Source organism: Plantactinospora sp. WMMB782 (assembly GCF_049179135.1).
In the GTDB taxonomy this organism is placed as follows: domain Bacteria; phylum Actinomycetota; class Actinomycetes; order Mycobacteriales; family Micromonosporaceae; genus Plantactinospora.
This window is the reverse complement of record NZ_JBMHMC010000007.1, coordinates 1863433-1881018: the sequence shown is the minus strand read 5'-3', so window position 1 is coordinate 1881018 and position 17586 is coordinate 1863433. Positions and strand designations below refer to the sequence as shown.

The window sequence follows — 17586 nt, the reverse complement described above, 5'->3', positions numbered from 1 at the left end:
GGCCGGGGCCGTGGCAACCGGTTTGTCGCCGCCGGCCCGGTGCCGGCGCTCACCGGGGCGAACCCGGCGGTGGGCGGCTGGCCGCAGCCCGGAGGATCTCGTCCGGGTCTCCCTGACTCGTCCCTGACTTCCGCCGCCGGCCATGGACGCGACGCCACATATGAAGGGAGGCTACATGTAGTCAGCTGAGTCATAGGGAGGTGTCGGAATGGCCGGCGGGGGATCGCGGCGCTGGCTCCGGGTGCTGCTCGGAGTCTTCTCGGTCGTACTGCTGCTCTGCGGGATCGGCACGGCGATAGCCACCTGGGGCTGGACCCGGGCGGTCGTCGACACCAGCGGAGAGGTGGACTTCGTCAACCGGCTGGCCGTACCGCCGCTGGCGCCGTCCCGGATCGACGACCGGGGACGCCGGGTCTTCGACCTGCGGGCCCAGCCCGGCCAGCGGGACTTCGGCCAGGGCGGGCCGACCGCCACCTGGGGCTTCAACGGCGACTACCTCGGCCCCACCCTGCGGGCCGAGCGCGGCGAAGAGGTGCTGGTCAACGTCGTCAACGGCCTCGGCGAGCCGACCACTGTGCACTGGCACGGCATGCACCTGCCGGCCGCGATGGACGGCGGGCCGCACCAGATGGTCCGGCCCGGCGCGACCTGGTCGCCGCGGTGGAAGGTCGACCAGCCCGCCGCCACGCTCTGGTACCACCCGCACCCGCACGGCGCCACCGCCGACCACGTCTACCGGGGGCTGGCCGGGATGTTCCTGCTCGACGACGCGGCGTCCCGGGCGCTCCCGTTGCCCCGCCGGTACGGCGTCGACGACTTCCCCGTCATCGTCCAGGACCGGAAGTTCCGCTCCGGCGGGCGTCTCGACCACGGCCGGGGAGCCCTCGGCGGGGTCGGCATCCTCGGCGACACCCTGCTGGTCAACGGCACCGTCGGGCCGTACCTCGACGTGACGACCGAACGGGTCCGGCTGCGGCTGCTCAACGGCTCCAACGGCCGGACGTACGACTTCGGCTTCGCCGACGGGCGCGGATTCGCGCTCGTCGGCACCGACGGCGGGCTGCTGGCCGCCCCGCACCAGACCGGCCGGATCCGGCTGTCGCCCGGCGAACGGGCCGAGATCGTGGTGTCGGTACGCCCCGGCGAGCGCCCGGTGCTGCGCAGCTTCCCGCCGAACACCGGCGTCGACTTCTTCAACAGCCGGTTCACCGGCGGCGACGACACCTTCGACGTGCTGGAGTTACGGGCCGCCGGCACACTCGCCCCGGCCCCCGAGGTGCCCGGGCGGCTGGTCCCGGTCGACCGGCTCGACCCGGCCTCGGCGGCCGAGCAGCGGCGCTTCCGGTTGAACGGCCGGCAGATCAACGGTCGCGCCATGGACCCGGACCGGATCGACTTCGCGGTCACCAGGGACACCACCGAGATCTGGGAACTCGACAAACAGGACGGTACGCCGCACAGTTTCCACGTACACGACGTGCAGTTCCAGGTGCTCTCGGTGGACGGGGCGCCGCCGCCACCGGAACTCGCCGGCTGGAAGGACACCGTACTCCTGACGGCCGGGCGGCCGATCCGGATCATCGCCCGGTTCGCCGACCACGCCGACCCGGACATGCCGTACATGTTCCACTGCCACATCCTCGACCACGAGGACCAGGGGATGATGGGGCAGTTCGTGGTGGTCGAGCCGGGCCAGCGACCGGGTCGCCCACCCGCCGGCCACGGTCACGGCCAGCACCGCTGACCTGCCCGGCCCGCTCGACCGGCGCCGTGGACCCGCCCGGCGGGACCGTCGCCGGGCGGGTCGGGCGGGCTGGGCGGTATCGGCGTGGCCGAACCGGAAACCGTGCCCCGGGATGCCTTCCCGGTTAGGTTGTTAGGCGTGTTGGGCCTACCCGCGCATGTGACCGCGTGCCTCTTCGATCTCGACGGTGTGCTGACCCAGACCGCCCTGGTGCACAACGCCGCCTGGACACAGACCTTCGACGACTTCCTCCGGCGGCGGTCGGACATCACCGGCGAACCGTTCCGGCCGTTCGACCCGGGCGACGACTACAACAGGTACGTCGACGGCCGTCCCCGGGCCGACGGGGTGCGGACCTTCCTCGCCTCCCGGCAGATCACCCTGCCGGAGGGCGAGCCGGACGACCCGCCGACCGTCGACACCGTGCACGGGGTGGGCAACCGCAAGAACGTCCTCCTGCTCGCCCGGATCCACAGCGACGGGGTGCTGGCGTACTCGGGATCTGTGGAGTACCTGCACGCCGCCCGCGCCGCCGGACTGCGCCGGGCCGTCGTCTCGGCAAGCGCGAACGCCGCCGACGTGATCGCCGCAGCCGGGCTGGAACTCATGGTCGAGGCCCGGGTGGACGGGGTCGTCGCCCGGGCGCGCGGGCTGCGCGGCAAGCCGCATCCGGACACCTTCCTGGCCGGCGCCGAACTGCTCGGGGTACGCCCCGACCAGGCCGTCGTCTTCGAGGACGCGCTGGCCGGGGTGGCGGCGGGCCGGGCCGGCAACTTCGGCTTCGTGGTCGGGGTCGACCGGGTGGGCCAGGCCGACGCGTTGCGCGAGCACGGCGCCGACATCGTGGTGCGGGACCTGTCCGAACTACTGCCCGGAGCCGGTGGTACCGCCCCGGCCCAGCCCGGCCGGCACGGCACCGGCCCGGCGGGCGGCGAGCCGCCGGGCCCCGCGGGCAGCGGCGTGCCGGGCGGCGGGGCTGCCTCCGGGCCGGCGGGCGGCCCGGTGCCGGGCGGCGGGCCGGAGGTGGTCCGGTGACTGCGAGGAGACGCCGATGATCCGGGAACGGGCCTATCCCGTCGAGCCGTGGCACGTCCGGGAGACCCGGCTCGACCTTGACGTACTCGCCCAGTCCGAATCCGTGTTCGCGCTCTCCAACGGGCACATCGGGCTGCGCGGCAACCTGGACGAGGGCGAGCCGCACGGCCTGCCGGGGACCTACCTGAACTCCTTCTACGAGCTGCGGCCGCTGCCGTACGCCGAGGCGGGCTACGGCTTCCCCGAGTCCGGCCAGACGATCGTGAACGTCACGAACGGCAAGCCGATCCGGCTGCTCGTCGACGACGAGCCGTTCGACGTCCGGTACGGCGAACTGCTCAGCCACGAACGGGTGCTCGACCTGCGCGGCGGCACCCTGCAACGGTCGGTGCAGTGGCGCTCCCCGGCCGGGCGCACCGTGCGGATCTGCTCGACCCGGCTGGTCTCGTTCACCCAGCGCTCGGTGGCGGCGATCGAATACCGGGTGGAGCCGGTCGACGGCCCGATGCGGCTGATCATCCAGTCCGAGCTGGTCGCCAACGAGCAACTTCCGGCGCAGAGCCGGGACCCCCGGGTGGCGGCGGTGCTGGAGTCGCCGTTGCAGTCCGAGGAGCACCTGGTGCACGCCGACGGCGCGCTGCTGATCCACCGCACCAAGGCGAGCGGGCTGCGGGTCGCCGTCTCGATGAGCCACGAGGTGCACGGGCCGGAACGCAAGCTCGTCGGCACCGAGGCGTACGAGGACTGGGCGCGGACCACCGTCACCTCCGTGATCAAGCCGGGCGAGCAGCTCCGGCTGGTCAAGTTCGTCGCGTACGGCTGGTCCAGCCGGCGGTCCCGCCCGGCGTTGCGCGACCAGGTCGCGGCGGCACTCGCCGGCGCCAGGTTCTCCGGCTGGGACGGGCTCTGCGCCGAGCAGCGCCGCTATCTCGACACCTTCTGGGACGACTCCGACGTGCGGGTCGAGGGCGACCCGGAGGTGCAGCAGGCGGTCCGGTTCGGACTCTTCCACGTGCTCCAGGCCGGTGCCCGCGCCGAACTGCGGCCGATCGCCGCCAAGGGGCTGACCGGACCGGGGTACGACGGGCACGCGTTCTGGGACACCGAGACGTTCGTACTCCCGGTACTCACCTACACCCTGCCCCCGGCGGTCGCCTCCGCGCTGCGCTGGCGGCACTCCACCCTGCACCTGGCCCAGGAGCGGGCCCGCACTCTCGGCCTGCGCGGCGCCGCCTTCCCGTGGCGGACGATCCGGGGCCAGGAGACCTCGGCGTACTGGCCGGCCGGCACCGCCGGGTTCCACATCGCCGCCGACATCGCCGACGCGGTACGCCGGTACGTGCAGGCGACCGACGACGTGCAGTTCGAACGCGAGGTCGGGCTGGAACTGCTGGTGGAGACCGCCCGGCTCTGGCGATCGCTCGGGCACCACGACCGGAACGGCCGGTTCCACCTGGACGGGGTGACCGGGCCGGACGAGTACACGGCGGTGAAGAACGACAACGTCTACACCAACCTGATGGCCCAGCGGAACCTGCTGGCCGCCGCCGAGGCCGCCGCCCGGCACGGCGAGGAGGCCCAGCGGCTCGGCGTCGACGCCGAGGAGACGGCGTCGTGGCGGGACGCGGCGAACGACATGCACATCCCGTACGACCGGGAGCTGGGCGTACATCCGCAGGTGGAGGGCTTCACCCGGTTCCAGGAGTGGGACTTCGCCGGCACCCCGCCGGAGCAGTACCCGCTGCTGCTGAACTATCCCTACTTCGACCTGTACCGCAAACAGGTGATCAAGCAGGCCGACCTGGTGCTGGCGATGCACTGGCGCGGCGACGCGTTCACCGACGAACAGAAGGCGGCCAACTTCGCCTACTACGAGCGGCGGACGGTACGCGACTCGTCGCTGTCGGCCTGCACCCAGGCGGTACTCGCGGCCGAGACCGGGCACCTCGAACTCGCGCACGACTATCTGGGCGAGGCGGCCCTGATGGACCTGCACGACCTCAACCAGAACACCCGGGACGGCGTGCACGTCGCCTCGCTGGCCGGAGCCTGGATCGCCCTGGTCGCCGGCTTCGGCGGGATGCGCGACCACACCGAGACGCTCTCCTTCACCCCCCGGCTGCCGAGCCGGATCGACCGGCTGGACTTCTCACTGCGCTACCGGGGCGTGCACATGCGGGTGGACGTGCGGCGGCACGAGGCGACGTACTCGCTGCGCGACGGGGAGCCGGACGACGCCCTGGAGTTGCTGCACCACGGCGAGAAGGTCCTGGTCACCTGTCTGGAGTCGGTGACCCGGCCGATCCCGCCGCTCCGGCCGACCGGTCCGCAGCCGGCCCAGCCCGCCGGCCGGGCCCCGGTCCGGCGCGCTCCGGAGGGCGAGGCGACCTCGCGCTGACCCCCGGGTGGCGGTGCGTTCCTAGACGAGCGACAGGTGCACGTGGTTGGTGTGGTCGCTGGACGGGTCGCCGCGCGCCCCGCCGTACGACTTCCAGCCGGTGGTCGGCAACCAGATCTGCCGGTACCAGATCACGTACAGCACGCCGATCCGGTCGGCGTTGCGGACGAAGAACGCGGCGAGATTGTTGCCGTAGGTCCGGTCGGCTCCGCTCGCGGCGCCACGGAACCCACCCGGCTCGGCGGAGAAGTCACAGGCCCGCCCCTTCGGGTGCTCGTACGGGCCGCCGGAGCGGTAGCACCCGGTGAACCTGGTGAAGCCGGCCCGCCGCGCCTCGGTGTAGGCGTGCAGGGTGCGCGGTGTGACGCAGCCGGCGGTGGTCGGGTCGGGCCGGCTGCACGACTGTGGCGGCCAGGAGCCGTCGCCGGCCCGTGGCGCGGGCCGGGCCAGCGGCGAGCTGGCGTTGACGAAACCTCCGGTGGAGGCGCCGCCGACCTGGGCCAGGGCCCGCTCGGCGGCCTGCTTCTGCCGCAGCATGATGGCGAGCTGCCGGCGCTCCTCGACGACCTGGGCGTCCAGCGCCCGCTTCGCCCGGGTGGCCCGCTCCCGGGCCTCGCCGAGCGCGCGCAGCGCGTCGTTGTCCCGCAGCGCCACCGCCTCCAGCCGGCGGGCGCGCTCCAGCAGCTCGTCGGCCGAGCTGCTGTGCAGGAGGGCCAGCACCGGGCCGATCCGACCCGTCCGGTACGCCGTCCGGGCCACCTCCTCGACCCGGGGGCGCAGCTCCGCGATCCGGGCCTCCACCCGGCGCAGCTCGGCGACGATCTTCGCCTGCCGGGCCTTGGCGTTGGCCAGCGCGTTCCTCGCCTGAAGGTAGCCTCGGCCGGTGGATTCGAGCACGTCGCGTAAGAGTGGTGTGTCGCCCTCGTCGCCGAGCGCGGCGGGGCTGTTCGCCTCTGCGACGTCCGGCCGGAGCGCCGCCCCGGTGAGCGCGCCGAACGTGGCGATCAGGGCCAGGACCAGCGGCAGCCGCCGGCGGGTGGATCCCGTCATGCATGTCCCTCCGTCGCCCGCCTACCGGGTTAGCTGACGGGTTCGGGACGGAACAAGCCCCTACCGCGGTTGCGGACTCACCCCACCTACCTGGGTCCCCGGCTCACCCTGACGGGTGACTCGGCGGCGGTCACGCCGGCGCGGAGGGGTGCGCCACCGGGCGAAACCGGAGTCAGACTACCTGGTCAACCGGGTCGATTCGGGGATTCGGCGGAGTCCGGCGTGGAATTTGTGCGCGGCCGTCCCCGGGTCAGTCCGGATCGGGCATCAGGCCCTGCGCGCGGAGGTCGGAGACGAGCCGCGCCGGTGGCAGGTGGGAGTCCGGGTCCGAGCGGCGGGGTCCCTCCGGGCCGTCCGGGCCGACCCGGACGAAGGTCTCCACTCTGGTGACCCGGCACGGTACGCCCCGCACCTCGAAGTCGTCGGTGGTCGGTGGCCGGTGCGCCGCGCGGGCGCGCCGGTACGCCGCCACGAAATCCTCCATCGAGGTGTTCTCGTCCGGCGTCAGCTCCGCGACCGAGAAGGACCCGGCGTCCCGGGCGGCCTGCGGTGTCGCGTAGGTGACGGCCGTCTGGGGCCGCCAGGCGCCGCCGACGTACTCCCCGACGGTGTAGCCGACCGGCAGCAGCACCACGTTCGGGTGCGTGGTCAGCGCCTGGCGGGAGTCGGCGTGCACGTCCCCGGGAACCGTGTCCGGCCGGTAGGACGCCGAGATCATCTCCATCCGGACCAGCCCGTCGGTGAGCCCGGTGCCGGCGGTCGGGTCGATGACGAACCCGTCGAGTTGGGACGTGTCCCGGTCCGTCTGCCCCGGCGGGTACGGGTCCGGGTCGGTGGGCCGGGGCGGCTCCGGCCCGTCCGGCCCCATCCTGATGAACGGTTGGGCCCGGACGATCCGGTAGCGCCGTCCGTCGACGGTGAGTTCGTCGAGGATCTCCCAGTCGAGCAGTTCGTACGCCGTCTCGTACTCGGCCCGCCGGGCCGTGTACTCGGCGGTCTCCGGTGTCTCGCTGAACAGTTTCCGGAAATGTGACGCGAGACCGTCCCGGGCATGCTGCGGGGCGTCGGCGGTGAGCCGGACGATCCGCCACCGGCCGGCCACCTCCTCGGCGAAGCCGAAGACCGGAGCACCCCACATGATCGTGGGATAGGCGACCGAGCGGTTTCGGGCGTCGTCCTCGGAGACCGCCGACACGGGGTCGTCCCGCTGCTCGATCTTGACTACCAGGTGATCAGGCACCCGTCCACCGTCAAAGGCCATGTACGCATTGTGTTCCTCCGGCAGCTGAAAGAAAGAATGCCACCACCGCACTTCGTCCACAGATTCCGGCGCCTCGGCCACGAAGGTCGGCCTGTCCGGCGGGGGCATCCGGACGGTGGTCAACCGCCCTGCTGCCGGCGCACCATCTCGCCGATCCAGACGGGCGCGTACGGGGACGTGCAGCCGGGCGACGTCGGGTAGTCCTTGAGCACCTGTAGCCGCTCGCCGATGGCGATCGCCCGAGCGCGGTGTCCGGGGTGGTCGATGCCGATCTGGGCCAGGCAGCTGTTCATCGCCCACTGGAGACGATCCGGGGCGTCCCCCATCTCCGCCTCGATGGTGTCGAGCAGTCCGCCCAGGTCGAGCCCTTCCGGTTTCTTCGCCACGCGATCGCCGGTCAGTGCCCAACCGGCGCTGGCGATGACGGGATCCGGGTCGGCGAACCAGGCCAGCCGCAGCTCCTCGGCGTGCGGGTTCTTCTTCACCACGTAGTTGACCAGCCAGTCGTGCACCTTGGGCGTGCGCGCCTGCCGCAGCATGGCGTCGAGTTCGGCACCGTCGAACGCCTTCGGGCGGCAGATCAGCAGCGCCAGCAGTCTGGCCGCGGTGTCCTCCGTCCGCCAGAGCTGGCGGGCGAGTTCCTGCTGTGTCTTCAACCGCTTGGCGAGCGCGCGCAACTGGCCGAGGTTCACCCCGTGGTCGTCGCCGTGCCGCTCGTTCGCCTCGCGCAGCTTCGGGTCGTCCAGCGCGGCCAGCTCGGCCATCACCCCGGCCACCGTCGTCCCGGTCATCCCGACCCCCTGCCCCGTCTCGTGGCCACTCGCCGCCGGTGGCTGGTGTGCCGCCCGGCCGCCGGCCGATGGCACGCGGCGAACCACGACGCCCCGGCCGGGTCCCGGTTGATCGCGGGGCCGTCGGGACGTTCGCGGGGCCATGGGTCATCGGGATGCGGCGTCGGGTCGGGACGAAGCGCCGCACCGTGACCACTATGTCAGCAATAACTTAATTAAGTCAATCCTGATAGACGGAAGAATGCTGCGGGCAGAGCCCCAGCACCCCTCTCGTCACCTCCGCCGACGCCACCAGCTGGGTTCACCTGGACACCAGAGGCGTTATGACCCTCCGGTAACGCCTCTGGTGTCCAGGTCAGCGGACGCGGTCGCCGAGTGGGCGGGGATGCGCCCGGATCGGATACGGCCCGTGGTCAGTGGTCGCGCGGGTCGTCGGAGTACCGCTCGCCGATGGACGGCATGCCGACCGCGTCGCGTGGCGGCATCCGGCGCGGGTCGTCGAGCGACCTCGCCTTGGCCGCCTCGTCCGCCCATTCGCTCCGGTCGGGGGCCTGCTGCCCCGCGTCGTCGGCTCGGGCCGAGCTGGACTTCGCCTTGCCGGATTTGTGGCGGGCCATGGCGCCCCTTCCGTTCCTCCACCGGTCGGCACGGCGGCCGTCCGGCGTCTCCGTCGGATGCTGCGGTGGCCTTCCCCGGTCAGGCAGCCGCAAACCCGGTTCCGGGACGGCCGGGTGGTTGACCCCGGGCACCGCCGGGTATGCGGAGGAACGGGTATGCGGAGGAAACCGCCGGCTGAAGCCGGACCGGAGGCGCCGGGTGGAACCGCCGGCACCGTCGGGTGACGCGGACGGCACCGCCGGACGGCACCGCATGGTGGGACCGACGGAGCGGCGGTCGGTGGTACGCAGTCGTACGCCGCCGGAGTGGCAGGCAGGAGAGACGGCCGATGGACGGCACCACCGGGACCAGCATTCCGGCCGGAGACGTACGCCTCGTCGGCGACCTGGTCGTCCCCGCCGACGCGCGCGGGATCGTCCTGTTCGCACACGGCAGCGGCAGCTCCCGGCACAGCCCGCGCAACCGGATGGTGGCCGAGGTGCTGAACCGCAGCGGCCTGGCCACCGTACTCGTCGACCTGCTGACCCCGGAAGAGGAGGCGCTCGACGACCGGACCGGGGAACTGCGCTTCGACATCGGCCTGCTCACCGCCCGACTCGTCGGCGTCGTCGACTGGCTGGCGACAGGTGAACCGGCCGGCCGGCTGCCGATCGGGCTCTTCGGGGCGAGCACCGGAGCCGCCGCCGCGCTCCGCGCCGCCGCGCAGCGCCCCGACCAGGTGTACGCGGTCGTCTCCCGCGGTGGCCGCCCGGACCTGGCCGGTGCCGACCTTGCCCGGGTACGCGCCGGAACGCTGCTGCTGGTCGGCGGCTTGGACGAGGAGGTGCTGCGGCTCAACGACCTGGCGCTGGCCGATCTCGACGCCGGTGCGCGACTGCGGGTGGTGCCCGGTGCCAGCCATCTCTTCGCGGAACCCGGCACCCTGGACCAGGTGGCCCGGGAGGCGGCGGAGTGGTTCGTCGGCCGGCTGCCCGGCTGACCCGCTCCCGCCGGCTCCGCTCCCGCCGGTTCCGCTTCCGCCGGCTTCGCTTCCGCCGGCTTCGCTTCCGCCGGCGTCGCCGCCCGTCAGCCCAGCCGTGGCGCGGGCTGGCCGGTGACGTCGGAATGCGCCGGCGAGGGCGGCCCCGGCGCGTCCGGTTCGAGCGGCAGCACCGGGAAACCGTCGGTGCGGTAGCAGAGTTCGTCGGAGGTGACGATCCCGACCTCGTACTCCGGCAGTTCGGCCAGCCAGCGCAACCCGGCCTGCCCCATCGCCACCCCGGCGGTCGCGTACGCGTCGGTGCGGCCGAGGTCCGTGCCGACCACGGTGACCGAGGTCAGTTCGGTGGCCGGCGCACCCCGGTACGGATCGACCACGTGGAAGCCCCGCTCGTACGTCCCGGAGGTGGCGATCGCGAAGTCGTTCCCGCCGAGTACCCAGCAGATCCTGTCGTCCTGCCACGGATGCCGGATGCCGATCCGCCACGGCTCACCCGGACGCGGGCCGCCCCGGGCCCGGATGTCCCCGCCCGCGTTGATCCAGTGCGACCGGCAGCCGGCCGCCAGCAGCCGGTCCGACGCCACCTGCACCGACCAGCCCTTCACGTATCCGGACGGGTCGAACCGTCCGGTGGCGTACGCGTCGAAGTAGCCGTCGGTCTCCCGCCACAGGTCGGCGCAGGCCTCGACCACCAGCCGCAGGTCGGCCGAACAGTCCTGGATGGACAGCTCACCCCGGTCGAAGCGGTTGACCTCGCTGTTCTCCTTGTAGGTGCTGAACCGCTCGTCCACCTCGCGGAACCAGTCGAACGTCTGCTCGGCGAGCGTCTCCAGGCGCCGGGGCGGCAGCGGGTCGGTGAGCTGCACGCTTATCGGCGTACCCATGATCTGCTCGGCCCGACGCAGCCCGGCGGTACCCATCGCCGCCTCAGGCCTTCGCCTTGTCGAGCGCGGACTGCAACGAAGCCTTGTAGGCCGCACTTGTCAGGCTCGCCCCGGAGACCGTGTTCACCTTGCTGGCGCTGGTGGCCGCGAGCGCCTGCTGGCGCAGCTTCGGGATCGCGCCCTGGTTGATGCTGGCGCTTGTCGGGTCCTCGTCCGGATAGCTGGCGTCGGCGTCGGTGACCTTGCCGCCGGCGACCGTGATGGTCACCTTGATCGCGCCGTAGTCGTAGTTGGCGGTCGCCCCGGCGTAGGTGCCGTCCTTCAGGCCGCCCGCCGGAGGCTTCGCCGCGGGCTTCCTGGCCGGCGGCGCGGTGGTCTTCTTCGCAGCCGGCGTGCTGCCGGCCGGCGGCGCTGCGGCGGCGGCCCCGCCGTCGGTCTCCTCCTCCAGCGCCACCTGGTTGCCGGGAGTTTCGGTCGAGGTGCCGAGCTTGGCGCCGATCAGCAGGCTGGCGCCGATGGCGGTACCGAGGACGGCGAAGGCGGCACGACGCACGGGAGTTACCTCCGGAGGGGTGGGATGTGTGTGCGGGGGATCAGAATTCGAACGGGTCCAGGTGGATCTGCCGGCGCGGCACCCGGAGCTTGCGCATCGTCCGCATCGAGACGTCGACCAGGCCGGGCGGGCCGCAGAGGTAGACGTCCCGGCGCCGTACGTCCGGCACCAGTTCGCGCATGCCCTTGGCGGTGAACAGGTGCCGGGGGGCCGGGTCGTCGCGGGAACCGATGACGTACCAGACCTGGGCGTTGCGGGAGCGGGCCAGGAAGTCCAACTCGTCGCGGAAGAGCAACTCCTCCTCGCTGCGCGAGCGGTAGATCACCACCGTCTGCTCGGGCAGGTCCTCAAGCAGTGCCCGGATCGGCGCGATGCCGCTGCCACCGGCGATCAGCAGGGCCCGGGGCCGGATCGCCCGGTCGGCGGTGAAGACCCCGGACGGCCCCTCGGCGAAGATCCGGGTGCCGGGCTCCAGGTATTGCAGCGACTCGGTGTGGTCGCCGACCACCTTGACGGTCAGCCGCAGCCACTGCTCGTTCGGCGCGGCCGAGAGCGAGAACGGGTGCGCCTGCCACCAGCAGCCCTTGGTCAGGAACCGCCACCGGAAGTACTGCCCGGCCCGGGCGTCCAGCTCGTCCAGCCGGTTGCCGGAGATGTAGATGGAGACCATCTCGAACGCCTCCGGCACCACGTCCTCGACCCGCAGCCGGTGCCGCAGGTTGAACGCGATCGGCGAGATGATCCGTCCCCACAGGACACAGGCGACGACGAATACGTAGAGCCCGGCCCAGAAGTACATCCCGAAGCCGGGCCTGGACAGCTCCCGGCCGGTGGCGAACTGGTGGCCGTAGCTGAACAGCAGCACCAGGTAGGTGCTCAGGTGCAGGTAGTACCAGAGTTCGTAGTTCATCATCCGGCGGACCGCCCGGATGGCCAGCAGCGCGATGCCGACCAGGATGCCGGTGGCCACCGTCGCGCTGATCATGTCCTCGTACGTGCTCAGCAGCGTCCAGGTGCCCTCGACGATCGGGGTGTTGGTCAGCTTGCTGTAGCCGACCGCGATCAGCCCGGCGTGCGCCAGGATGGCCAGCAGCAGGAAGGCACCCAGCTCCCGGTGCCAGATCAGCAGCGAGTGCGCGCCGATCCAGCGTTCCAGCCAGCGCACCCGGCTCATCAGCAGCACCTGGGTGAGCAGCAGGAACCCGCCGACCATGCCGGTGAGCCGGCCACCGGCGATCAGGATGTCGGCGGTGTTCCGGATCGAGCCGGTCGGTGTGTTCAGCCACCAGAGGTAGACGCTGGTGGCCAGCGCCGACCAGAAGACGATGTGGAAGAAGAGCCGGCCGCTGCGGTCGTACGGCTCGACCTCGGCGGTCTCCCGGTGCCGGGCGGCCTCGGCCGCCCCGCTGATCGGGTTGGGCCGGTACGCCGGGGCCTGGTCCGCGTACGACCAGGAGTCCCGGCCGCGCGACGGCTCCCGGCCGCGCGACGGGTTCGACCAGCCGTCCGCCGACCGCTCGGGTTCGGCGGGGGCGTAACTGTCGAACCCGTCGTAACCGTCGCGGTCACGGCCCCGGGGTGGCCGGTCGTAGGGGTCCTCGGACGGCACCCGGGGCAGCAGGCCGGTCACCCATTCGGTGAGCGGCTCGGCCGTATCGACATCCCGACGACGAGTCACGAAGAATATGTACCGGGTCGATGTGTCGGAAACCAAGCCCGAGCGGCCCGCTTAGTTCAGTCTTAAGAATCGCTTGGTTGGTGGCTAAGGAAGCGCACCGGAGTCCACCGCGTCGCCCCGTCCCGCCCCCTGCCGGCCCGCCCCCTCACGGGCCGCGAGGGGGCGGGCCGGCATCGGACCGGGCGTCAGCGGGCCGGGGCGACGCACAGGATGAAGTCCTGGAGCGTCCCGATCGTGCCGTCCTGGTAGAGGTACTGCGTGTACTCGGTGTTCTCGCAGGCGGACTCGCTGATGGTGCCGTCCTTGCGCAGCAGCACCTTGAGCGCGCCCCGGGCACCGCAACTCGCCTCCTCGACCTTGCCGGAGTCGTCGAGGGTGAGGCAGTCGCCCTTCTTGAACTGGTCGAGGTTGCCCTCCACCGAGTCCTCTTCCGGGGTCGGCGACGGCTTGCCCTTCGGCGGCGTCGTCTTGGCGCTCGGCTCCGGAGTGGGGGTCTGCTCGGCGGAGGCGTTCGACGGGTCCTCGTCGTCACCGGCCCAGAGCACCGCCGCCGTGCCGCCGCCGCAGCAGAGCAGCAGGACGCCGAGGACGATGCCGACGATCAGCGGTGCCTTGCTCTTCTTCGGCGGGACCGGGGTGCCGGTCTGCCCCGCCGAGTCCGGCGCCGACGGGTAGTCGCCCTGCGCCGGGTAACCGGACGGCGGCGGGTACGAGCCCGAGCTGGGCGGCGGGTACGAGCCCGAGGGCGGCGGGTAGCCGGAGTCGCCGCCGGCTCCCGGAGCGCCGTACCCGCCGGACTGGCGGGGGTCCTGGGAAGGCCCGTCCGGACCGTAGCCCGGGGGTGGATATGTGGACATCGTTGCCTTTCGAGGGTAAGTAACGGGGTCGCGCCCGTCCGGGCCGGTGTGACCGGCCAGCCGGGGTTGTTGGAAGCTTCGCCGGTGGGGACCGGCGGCCGGAGCGGCCCGGCCGGAACCGACCGGCGCGGGCCGCCGACACCGGGAAGTGTCGCAGCCGCCGTCGACCGGCGGTCCGCCGGCCCGGTGACCTGGCAGCCAGTGACCTGGCAGCCGGTGACCTGGCGACCTGTCGGACAGCGCCGCACCGCCACGCGACCTCGGGCTCGACCCGGTGGTGCGGATCGGACGCCTCGGGTGCCCGGCGTTCGATCCGGTGCCGGAGACGCTCTCCCCGGCACCGGAGTCCCTCCGAACGCCGACCCCCGTGACCGGCCCGCCCCCCGCGGGCCTCTAGCAGCTTGGGGATGCCCGCCACACAACTGCCACACGATTGCCGCACGCCACGCCGGGACCGGGCCGATCCACCACCGCATGCTGGCCAGACACCGTAGTACGGTTTCATCTCCGTGATTCGCCTGCGGCCATCAGGAGACGGCGAGTGAGGTTCGGGGTGCTCGGCCCGCTGCGGGTCTGCGCGGACTCCGGCGCCGAACTGGTGCTGCGCAGCCGGCACCAGCGCACCGTGCTGGGCACCCTGCTGGTCGGAGCCGGCCGGCTCGTTCCCGTCGACCGGCTGGTGGAGACGCTCTGGGGCGACCGCCCACCGGCCTCGTACGCCTCCAACCTGCAGACCTATGTGTCCCGGCTGCGGGAGCGACTGCCCGACGTCGCCATCGAGCACCGCGGCGACGGCTACCTGCTCCGGGTGGCGACCGACGACGTCGACGTGCTGGTGTTCCGCCGCGAGGTGGCCACCGGGCGGGCGGCACTGGCCGCCGGCGACCCGGCGCTGGCGGCGCGACGGTTCCGGCTCGGGCTGCGGCAGTGGCGGGGACGGCCACTTGCCGACCTGACGGTGCCGACACTGGAACCCGAACTCGCCCGCTGGGAACTCGAACGGGTCGACGCCCAGGAGGACTGTGTCGACGCCGACCTGCGCTCCGGCGGCGACCTCGCCACCGTACTGGCCGAACTGCACGAGCTGGTGACCGGGCACCCGCTGCGGGAACGGCCGTACGGGCAGCTGATGGTGGCGCTGAACCGGGCCGGGCGCCGGGCCGACGCGCTGGCCGCGTACCAGCGCGCCCGGGAGGGCCTGGTCACCGAACTCGGCGTCGAGCCGGGACCCGAGCTGCGCCGGCTGCACCAGGCGATCCTGCGTGGCGAGGAGCCGGCGATCGACCCGGCCGGCAGCCGGGCCGAGCCCGTCGCGCGGTCCCCGTTCCCGGTCTGCCAGTTGCCGCCGGCCCTGCCGGGCTTCGTCGGCCGGGCCGCCGGCATCGAGCGGATCGAGCGGATGCTGGACCCGACCGCCGGCGGCGTGCCGGTGGTGGCCGTCTCCGGCCAGCCGGGCGTGGGCAAGAGTGCCCTGGCGGTGACGGTGGCACACCGCATCCGCGACCGGTTCCCGGACGGGCAGCTCTTCGTACACCTGGCGGGTGCCTCGGCCGCGCCCCGCGATCCGGCCGCGCTCCTGGCCGACCTGCTGCGGGTGCTCGGCGTACCCGGTTCGGCGCTGCCGCAGAACCTCTCCGCGCTGGCCGCCGCCTACCGGGCCCGGCTCGCCGACCGGCGGGTGCTCGTCGTCCTCGACGACGCCGCCACCGCCGCGCAGGTCCGGCCACTGATCCCGGGTACTCCCGGCAGCGCCGTGCTGGCCACCAGCCGGCGCCGGCTCAGCGGCCTGATCGACGCCCGGCACCTGCCGGTCGGCCCGCTCACCGACGACGAGGCGCGGGCCCTGCTGGCCGACGTCGTCGGCCCGGACCGGGTGGCCGGGGAACCGGGCCAGGCGGCCCGGATCGCCGCCGCCTGCGGCAACCTGCCGCTGGCGGTCCGGATCGCCGGCACCAGGCTCGCCACCCGGTCGTGGCCGCTGGCCATCCTCGCCGACCGCCTCGACGACGAGCGGCAGCGCCTCGACGAACTGGCCGCCGGAGACCTCCAGGTCCGGGCCAGCCTGGCGCTGAGCGTGCAGGCGCTCTCCGCACCGACCCGGGAGGCGTTCGGTCTGCTCGGCTCGCTCGGGCCGGTCTCCTTCGCGGCCTGGGCGGTCGCCGAACTGCTGGACAGCGCCGACGCCGACCGGGTGCTCGACGAGCTGGTCGAGGCGAGCCTGTTGGAGGTGGCCCGGCCGACCGACGGGGGCGAGCCCCGCTACCGGCTGCACGACCTGCTCCGGGTCTACGCCGAGGAACTCGCCGCCGCCACCGACCGACCACTTCGGACGACGGCCGGCCCCGGCGGGACGCCGGCCCCGACCGGTTCCCTCGCCGGGCCGACCGGTTCCCTCGCCGGGCCGGTCGGTTCTCCCGCCGGGCCGGCCGGTTCTCCCGCCGGGCCGGTCGGTTCTCCGGCCGGGCAGACTGGGCGGCGGGCCGCGGCGCGGCGCCGGCTGGTGGCGGCGGCAGCGGCGCTCGCCGGCAACGCCGCCCGTCGGCTGCCCCGGACCCTGACCTGGGCCCGCCTGACGGAGCCGGCCGAACGGGTACGCCCGCCGCGGGCCGCCGACCGGGTCGCCGCCGACCCGCTGGGCTGGTTCGCCGCCGAACTCGACTTCCTCACCGGCCTGCTCGGGCTCGCCCCGGAGTGCGGTGCCGAGCGGGCCGCCATCGACCTCGCCGAGCGGCTCGCCCCGTTCTGCTGGGTGCACGGGCACTGGACGGAACTCCAGGCGGTGCAGCGGCTGGCCCGGCAGGCCGCCGAGCGGATCGGCGACGACCGGACGGTCGCCCGCGCCGACTTCGTGCTCGGGCTGCTGCGACTGGCCCGGGGCGACCTGACCGGCGCCGCCGAGCGGCTGCGCGAGGGCCGGGACCGCTACGAACAGCTCGCCGACCGGCACGGGCTGGCCTGCGTACTCAGCGACGAGGCGGTGCTCTACGACTACCAGAACCGCGCCGAGGATGCCGCCTCGACGGCCGAGCGGGCGGTGGCGCTGTTCCGGGCCGAGGGGGACCCGCTGGGCGCCCTGCTGGCCGCGCCGGTGCTCTCGGCGGCGTACCGGGGGCTGGGGCGGCTGGACGAGGCGCTGGCGGTGGACGAGGCGGCGGTCGCCGAGGCCGACGGGCTGGGCGCGGCCGAGATCGTCACCGCCCGCTGCCTGAACGCGCTCGCGGTGACCCGGCTGCTCCGCGACGAGCCGGCGCTGGCGTACGCCGCCGCGGAGCGGGCCGTCGCGCTGCTGCGTACCGTCAACGACCGGTACGTGCTGCTGGCCGCGTTGCGGCACCTCGCCTCGGCGGCGGTCTGCCTGGGCCGGCGGGCCGAGGCGGTGCACCGGCTCCAGCAGAGTCACGACCTGGCGGTGCAGTTGGGTGACCGCCCCTGGGCCACCGGACTGGCCCGGGACCTGGCGGTGAGCTGGATCGGCGAGGGCCGGGCCGAGGCGGCGGTCGGCGTACTGCGCCGGTGCGTGCGGACGTTCGAGGAGATGAGCATGCCGTCCGCCCAGGCGGCCACGTTGCAGATGCTGGCCCGGGCGTACGACGAGACCGGTGCCGGGGACGCCGCCCGGGACGCCCGGTCCTGGGCCGGCGTCCTCAGCGACCCCCGGGACACCCGTACCCCCGCACTGGCCGGGATCGTGCTGCGGCTGGCCGACACGCCCCTGGTGAACAGCGGCTCCTGAAGGTG

At 73.3% G+C, this 17586-nt stretch carries 12 protein-coding genes, 1 pseudogene and 1 riboswitch; of the genes and pseudogenes, 5 read left to right on the top strand and 8 right to left on the bottom strand.

The genetic code is table 11. From position 1 onward, the window contains the following. The first annotated feature begins 208 nt into the window (after nucleotides 1–208). The 3 genes and pseudogenes from ACN28A_RS10640 (at nucleotide 209) to ACN28A_RS10630 (ending at nucleotide 5177) form a co-directional block, all read left to right on the top strand. Entirely contained in the window at nucleotides 209–1744 is a 1536-nt protein-coding gene (locus ACN28A_RS10640) for a multicopper oxidase family protein (protein WP_421394593.1), read from the top strand. A gap of 138 nt (nucleotides 1745–1882) precedes the next feature. Then, a pseudogene (locus tag ACN28A_RS10635) lies at nucleotides 1883–2623 on the top strand (beta-phosphoglucomutase family hydrolase); the annotation flags it as partial. Nucleotides 2624–2795: 172 nt separating this feature from the next. Beyond that, nucleotides 2796–5177 carry a glycoside hydrolase family 65 protein gene (locus tag ACN28A_RS10630; protein ID WP_421394592.1) on the top strand — a complete coding sequence of 794 codons (2382 nt, stop codon included), beginning with the start codon at nucleotides 2796–2798 and terminating at the stop codon, nucleotides 5175–5177. Nucleotides 5178–5198: 21 nt separating this feature from the next. On the opposite strand, the gene ACN28A_RS10625 is transcribed toward ACN28A_RS10630, so the two are convergent. The 4 genes from ACN28A_RS10625 to ACN28A_RS10610 form a co-directional block, all read right to left on the bottom strand. Further along, nucleotides 5199–6227, bottom strand: coding sequence for a coiled-coil domain-containing protein (locus ACN28A_RS10625; RefSeq protein WP_421394590.1), 1029 nt, complete (start codon nucleotides 6225–6227; stop codon nucleotides 5199–5201). A 3-nt stretch (nucleotides 6228–6230) separates the two neighbouring features. Further along, nucleotides 6231–6363, bottom strand: a riboswitch (cyclic di-AMP (ydaO/yuaA leader). A gap of 114 nt (nucleotides 6364–6477) precedes the next feature. Next, nucleotides 6478–7467 (bottom strand): DUF5954 family protein, encoded by a 990-nt coding sequence (locus ACN28A_RS10620; protein ID WP_421394587.1) that lies wholly within the window; start codon nucleotides 7465–7467, stop codon nucleotides 6478–6480. A 140-nt stretch (nucleotides 7468–7607) separates the two neighbouring features. Further along, complete coding sequence (locus ACN28A_RS10615) at nucleotides 7608–8279, bottom strand: DNA alkylation repair protein (RefSeq protein WP_421394585.1); 672 nt, start codon at nucleotides 8277–8279, stop codon at nucleotides 7608–7610. Between the two features lie 413 nt (nucleotides 8280–8692). After that, complete coding sequence (locus tag ACN28A_RS10610) at nucleotides 8693–8896, bottom strand: hypothetical protein (RefSeq protein ID WP_421394582.1); 204 nt, start codon at nucleotides 8894–8896, stop codon at nucleotides 8693–8695. Nucleotides 8897–9225: 329 nt separating this feature from the next. Between ACN28A_RS10610 and ACN28A_RS10605 the strand changes: the two genes are divergently transcribed. Further along, a complete protein-coding gene (locus ACN28A_RS10605) occupies nucleotides 9226–9876 on the top strand; it encodes a dienelactone hydrolase family protein (protein WP_421394580.1) in 651 nt (216 codons plus the stop codon). 86 nt (nucleotides 9877–9962) lie between these two features. Here the strand turns inward: ACN28A_RS10605 and ACN28A_RS10600 are convergent, their stop codons facing one another. The 4 genes from ACN28A_RS10600 to ACN28A_RS10585 all read right to left on the bottom strand — a co-directional run bounded on the left by ACN28A_RS10600 (nucleotide 9963) and on the right by ACN28A_RS10585 (nucleotide 13848). Beyond that, the gene (locus ACN28A_RS10600; RefSeq protein WP_421404276.1) at nucleotides 9963–10760 is read right to left on the bottom strand and encodes an FAD:protein FMN transferase; all 798 of its coding nucleotides are present in this window, start codon (nucleotides 10758–10760) and stop codon (nucleotides 9963–9965) included. 43 nt (nucleotides 10761–10803) lie between these two features. After that, nucleotides 10804–11313, bottom strand: a complete 510-nt coding sequence (locus ACN28A_RS10595) for an FMN-binding protein (protein WP_421394578.1) — start codon at nucleotides 11311–11313, stop codon at nucleotides 10804–10806. Between the two features lie 40 nt (nucleotides 11314–11353). Then, nucleotides 11354–12991: a ferric reductase-like transmembrane domain-containing protein gene (locus ACN28A_RS10590; protein WP_421394576.1), complete on the bottom strand. Its 1638-nt coding sequence runs from the start codon at nucleotides 12989–12991 to the stop codon at nucleotides 11354–11356. Nucleotides 12992–13176: 185 nt separating this feature from the next. Then, nucleotides 13177–13848, bottom strand: coding sequence for an LppU/SCO3897 family protein (locus tag ACN28A_RS10585; RefSeq protein ID WP_421394574.1), 672 nt, complete (start codon nucleotides 13846–13848; stop codon nucleotides 13177–13179). A gap of 541 nt (nucleotides 13849–14389) precedes the next feature. Between ACN28A_RS10585 and ACN28A_RS10580 the strand changes: the two genes are divergently transcribed. Beyond that, nucleotides 14390–17581, top strand: coding sequence for a BTAD domain-containing putative transcriptional regulator (locus tag ACN28A_RS10580; RefSeq protein ID WP_421394572.1), 3192 nt, complete (start codon nucleotides 14390–14392; stop codon nucleotides 17579–17581). The last annotated feature ends 5 nt before the right edge of the window (nucleotides 17582–17586 follow it).

What these genes read in the sequence shown, in the direction of transcription:
- ACN28A_RS10640 (WP_421394593.1), top strand. Translation starts at nt 209, where the DNA reads ATGGCCGGCGGGGGATCGCGGCGCTGGCTCCGGGTGCTGCTCGGAGTC.
- ACN28A_RS10585 (WP_421394574.1), bottom strand. Translation starts at nt 13,848, where the DNA reads ATGTCCACATATCCACCCCCGGGCTACGGTCCGGACGGGCCTTCCCAG.
- ACN28A_RS10615 (WP_421394585.1), bottom strand. Translation starts at nt 8,279, where the DNA reads ATGACCGGGACGACGGTGGCCGGGGTGATGGCCGAGCTGGCCGCGCTG.
- ACN28A_RS10630 (WP_421394592.1), top strand. Translation starts at nt 2,796, where the DNA reads ATGATCCGGGAACGGGCCTATCCCGTCGAGCCGTGGCACGTCCGGGAG.
- ACN28A_RS10610 (WP_421394582.1), bottom strand. Translation starts at nt 8,896, where the DNA reads ATGGCCCGCCACAAATCCGGCAAGGCGAAGTCCAGCTCGGCCCGAGCC.
- ACN28A_RS10605 (WP_421394580.1), top strand. Translation starts at nt 9,226, where the DNA reads ATGGACGGCACCACCGGGACCAGCATTCCGGCCGGAGACGTACGCCTC.
- ACN28A_RS10625 (WP_421394590.1), bottom strand. Translation starts at nt 6,227, where the DNA reads ATGACGGGATCCACCCGCCGGCGGCTGCCGCTGGTCCTGGCCCTGATC.
- ACN28A_RS10600 (WP_421404276.1), bottom strand. Translation starts at nt 10,760, where the DNA reads ATGGGTACGCCGATAAGCGTGCAGCTCACCGACCCGCTGCCGCCCCGG.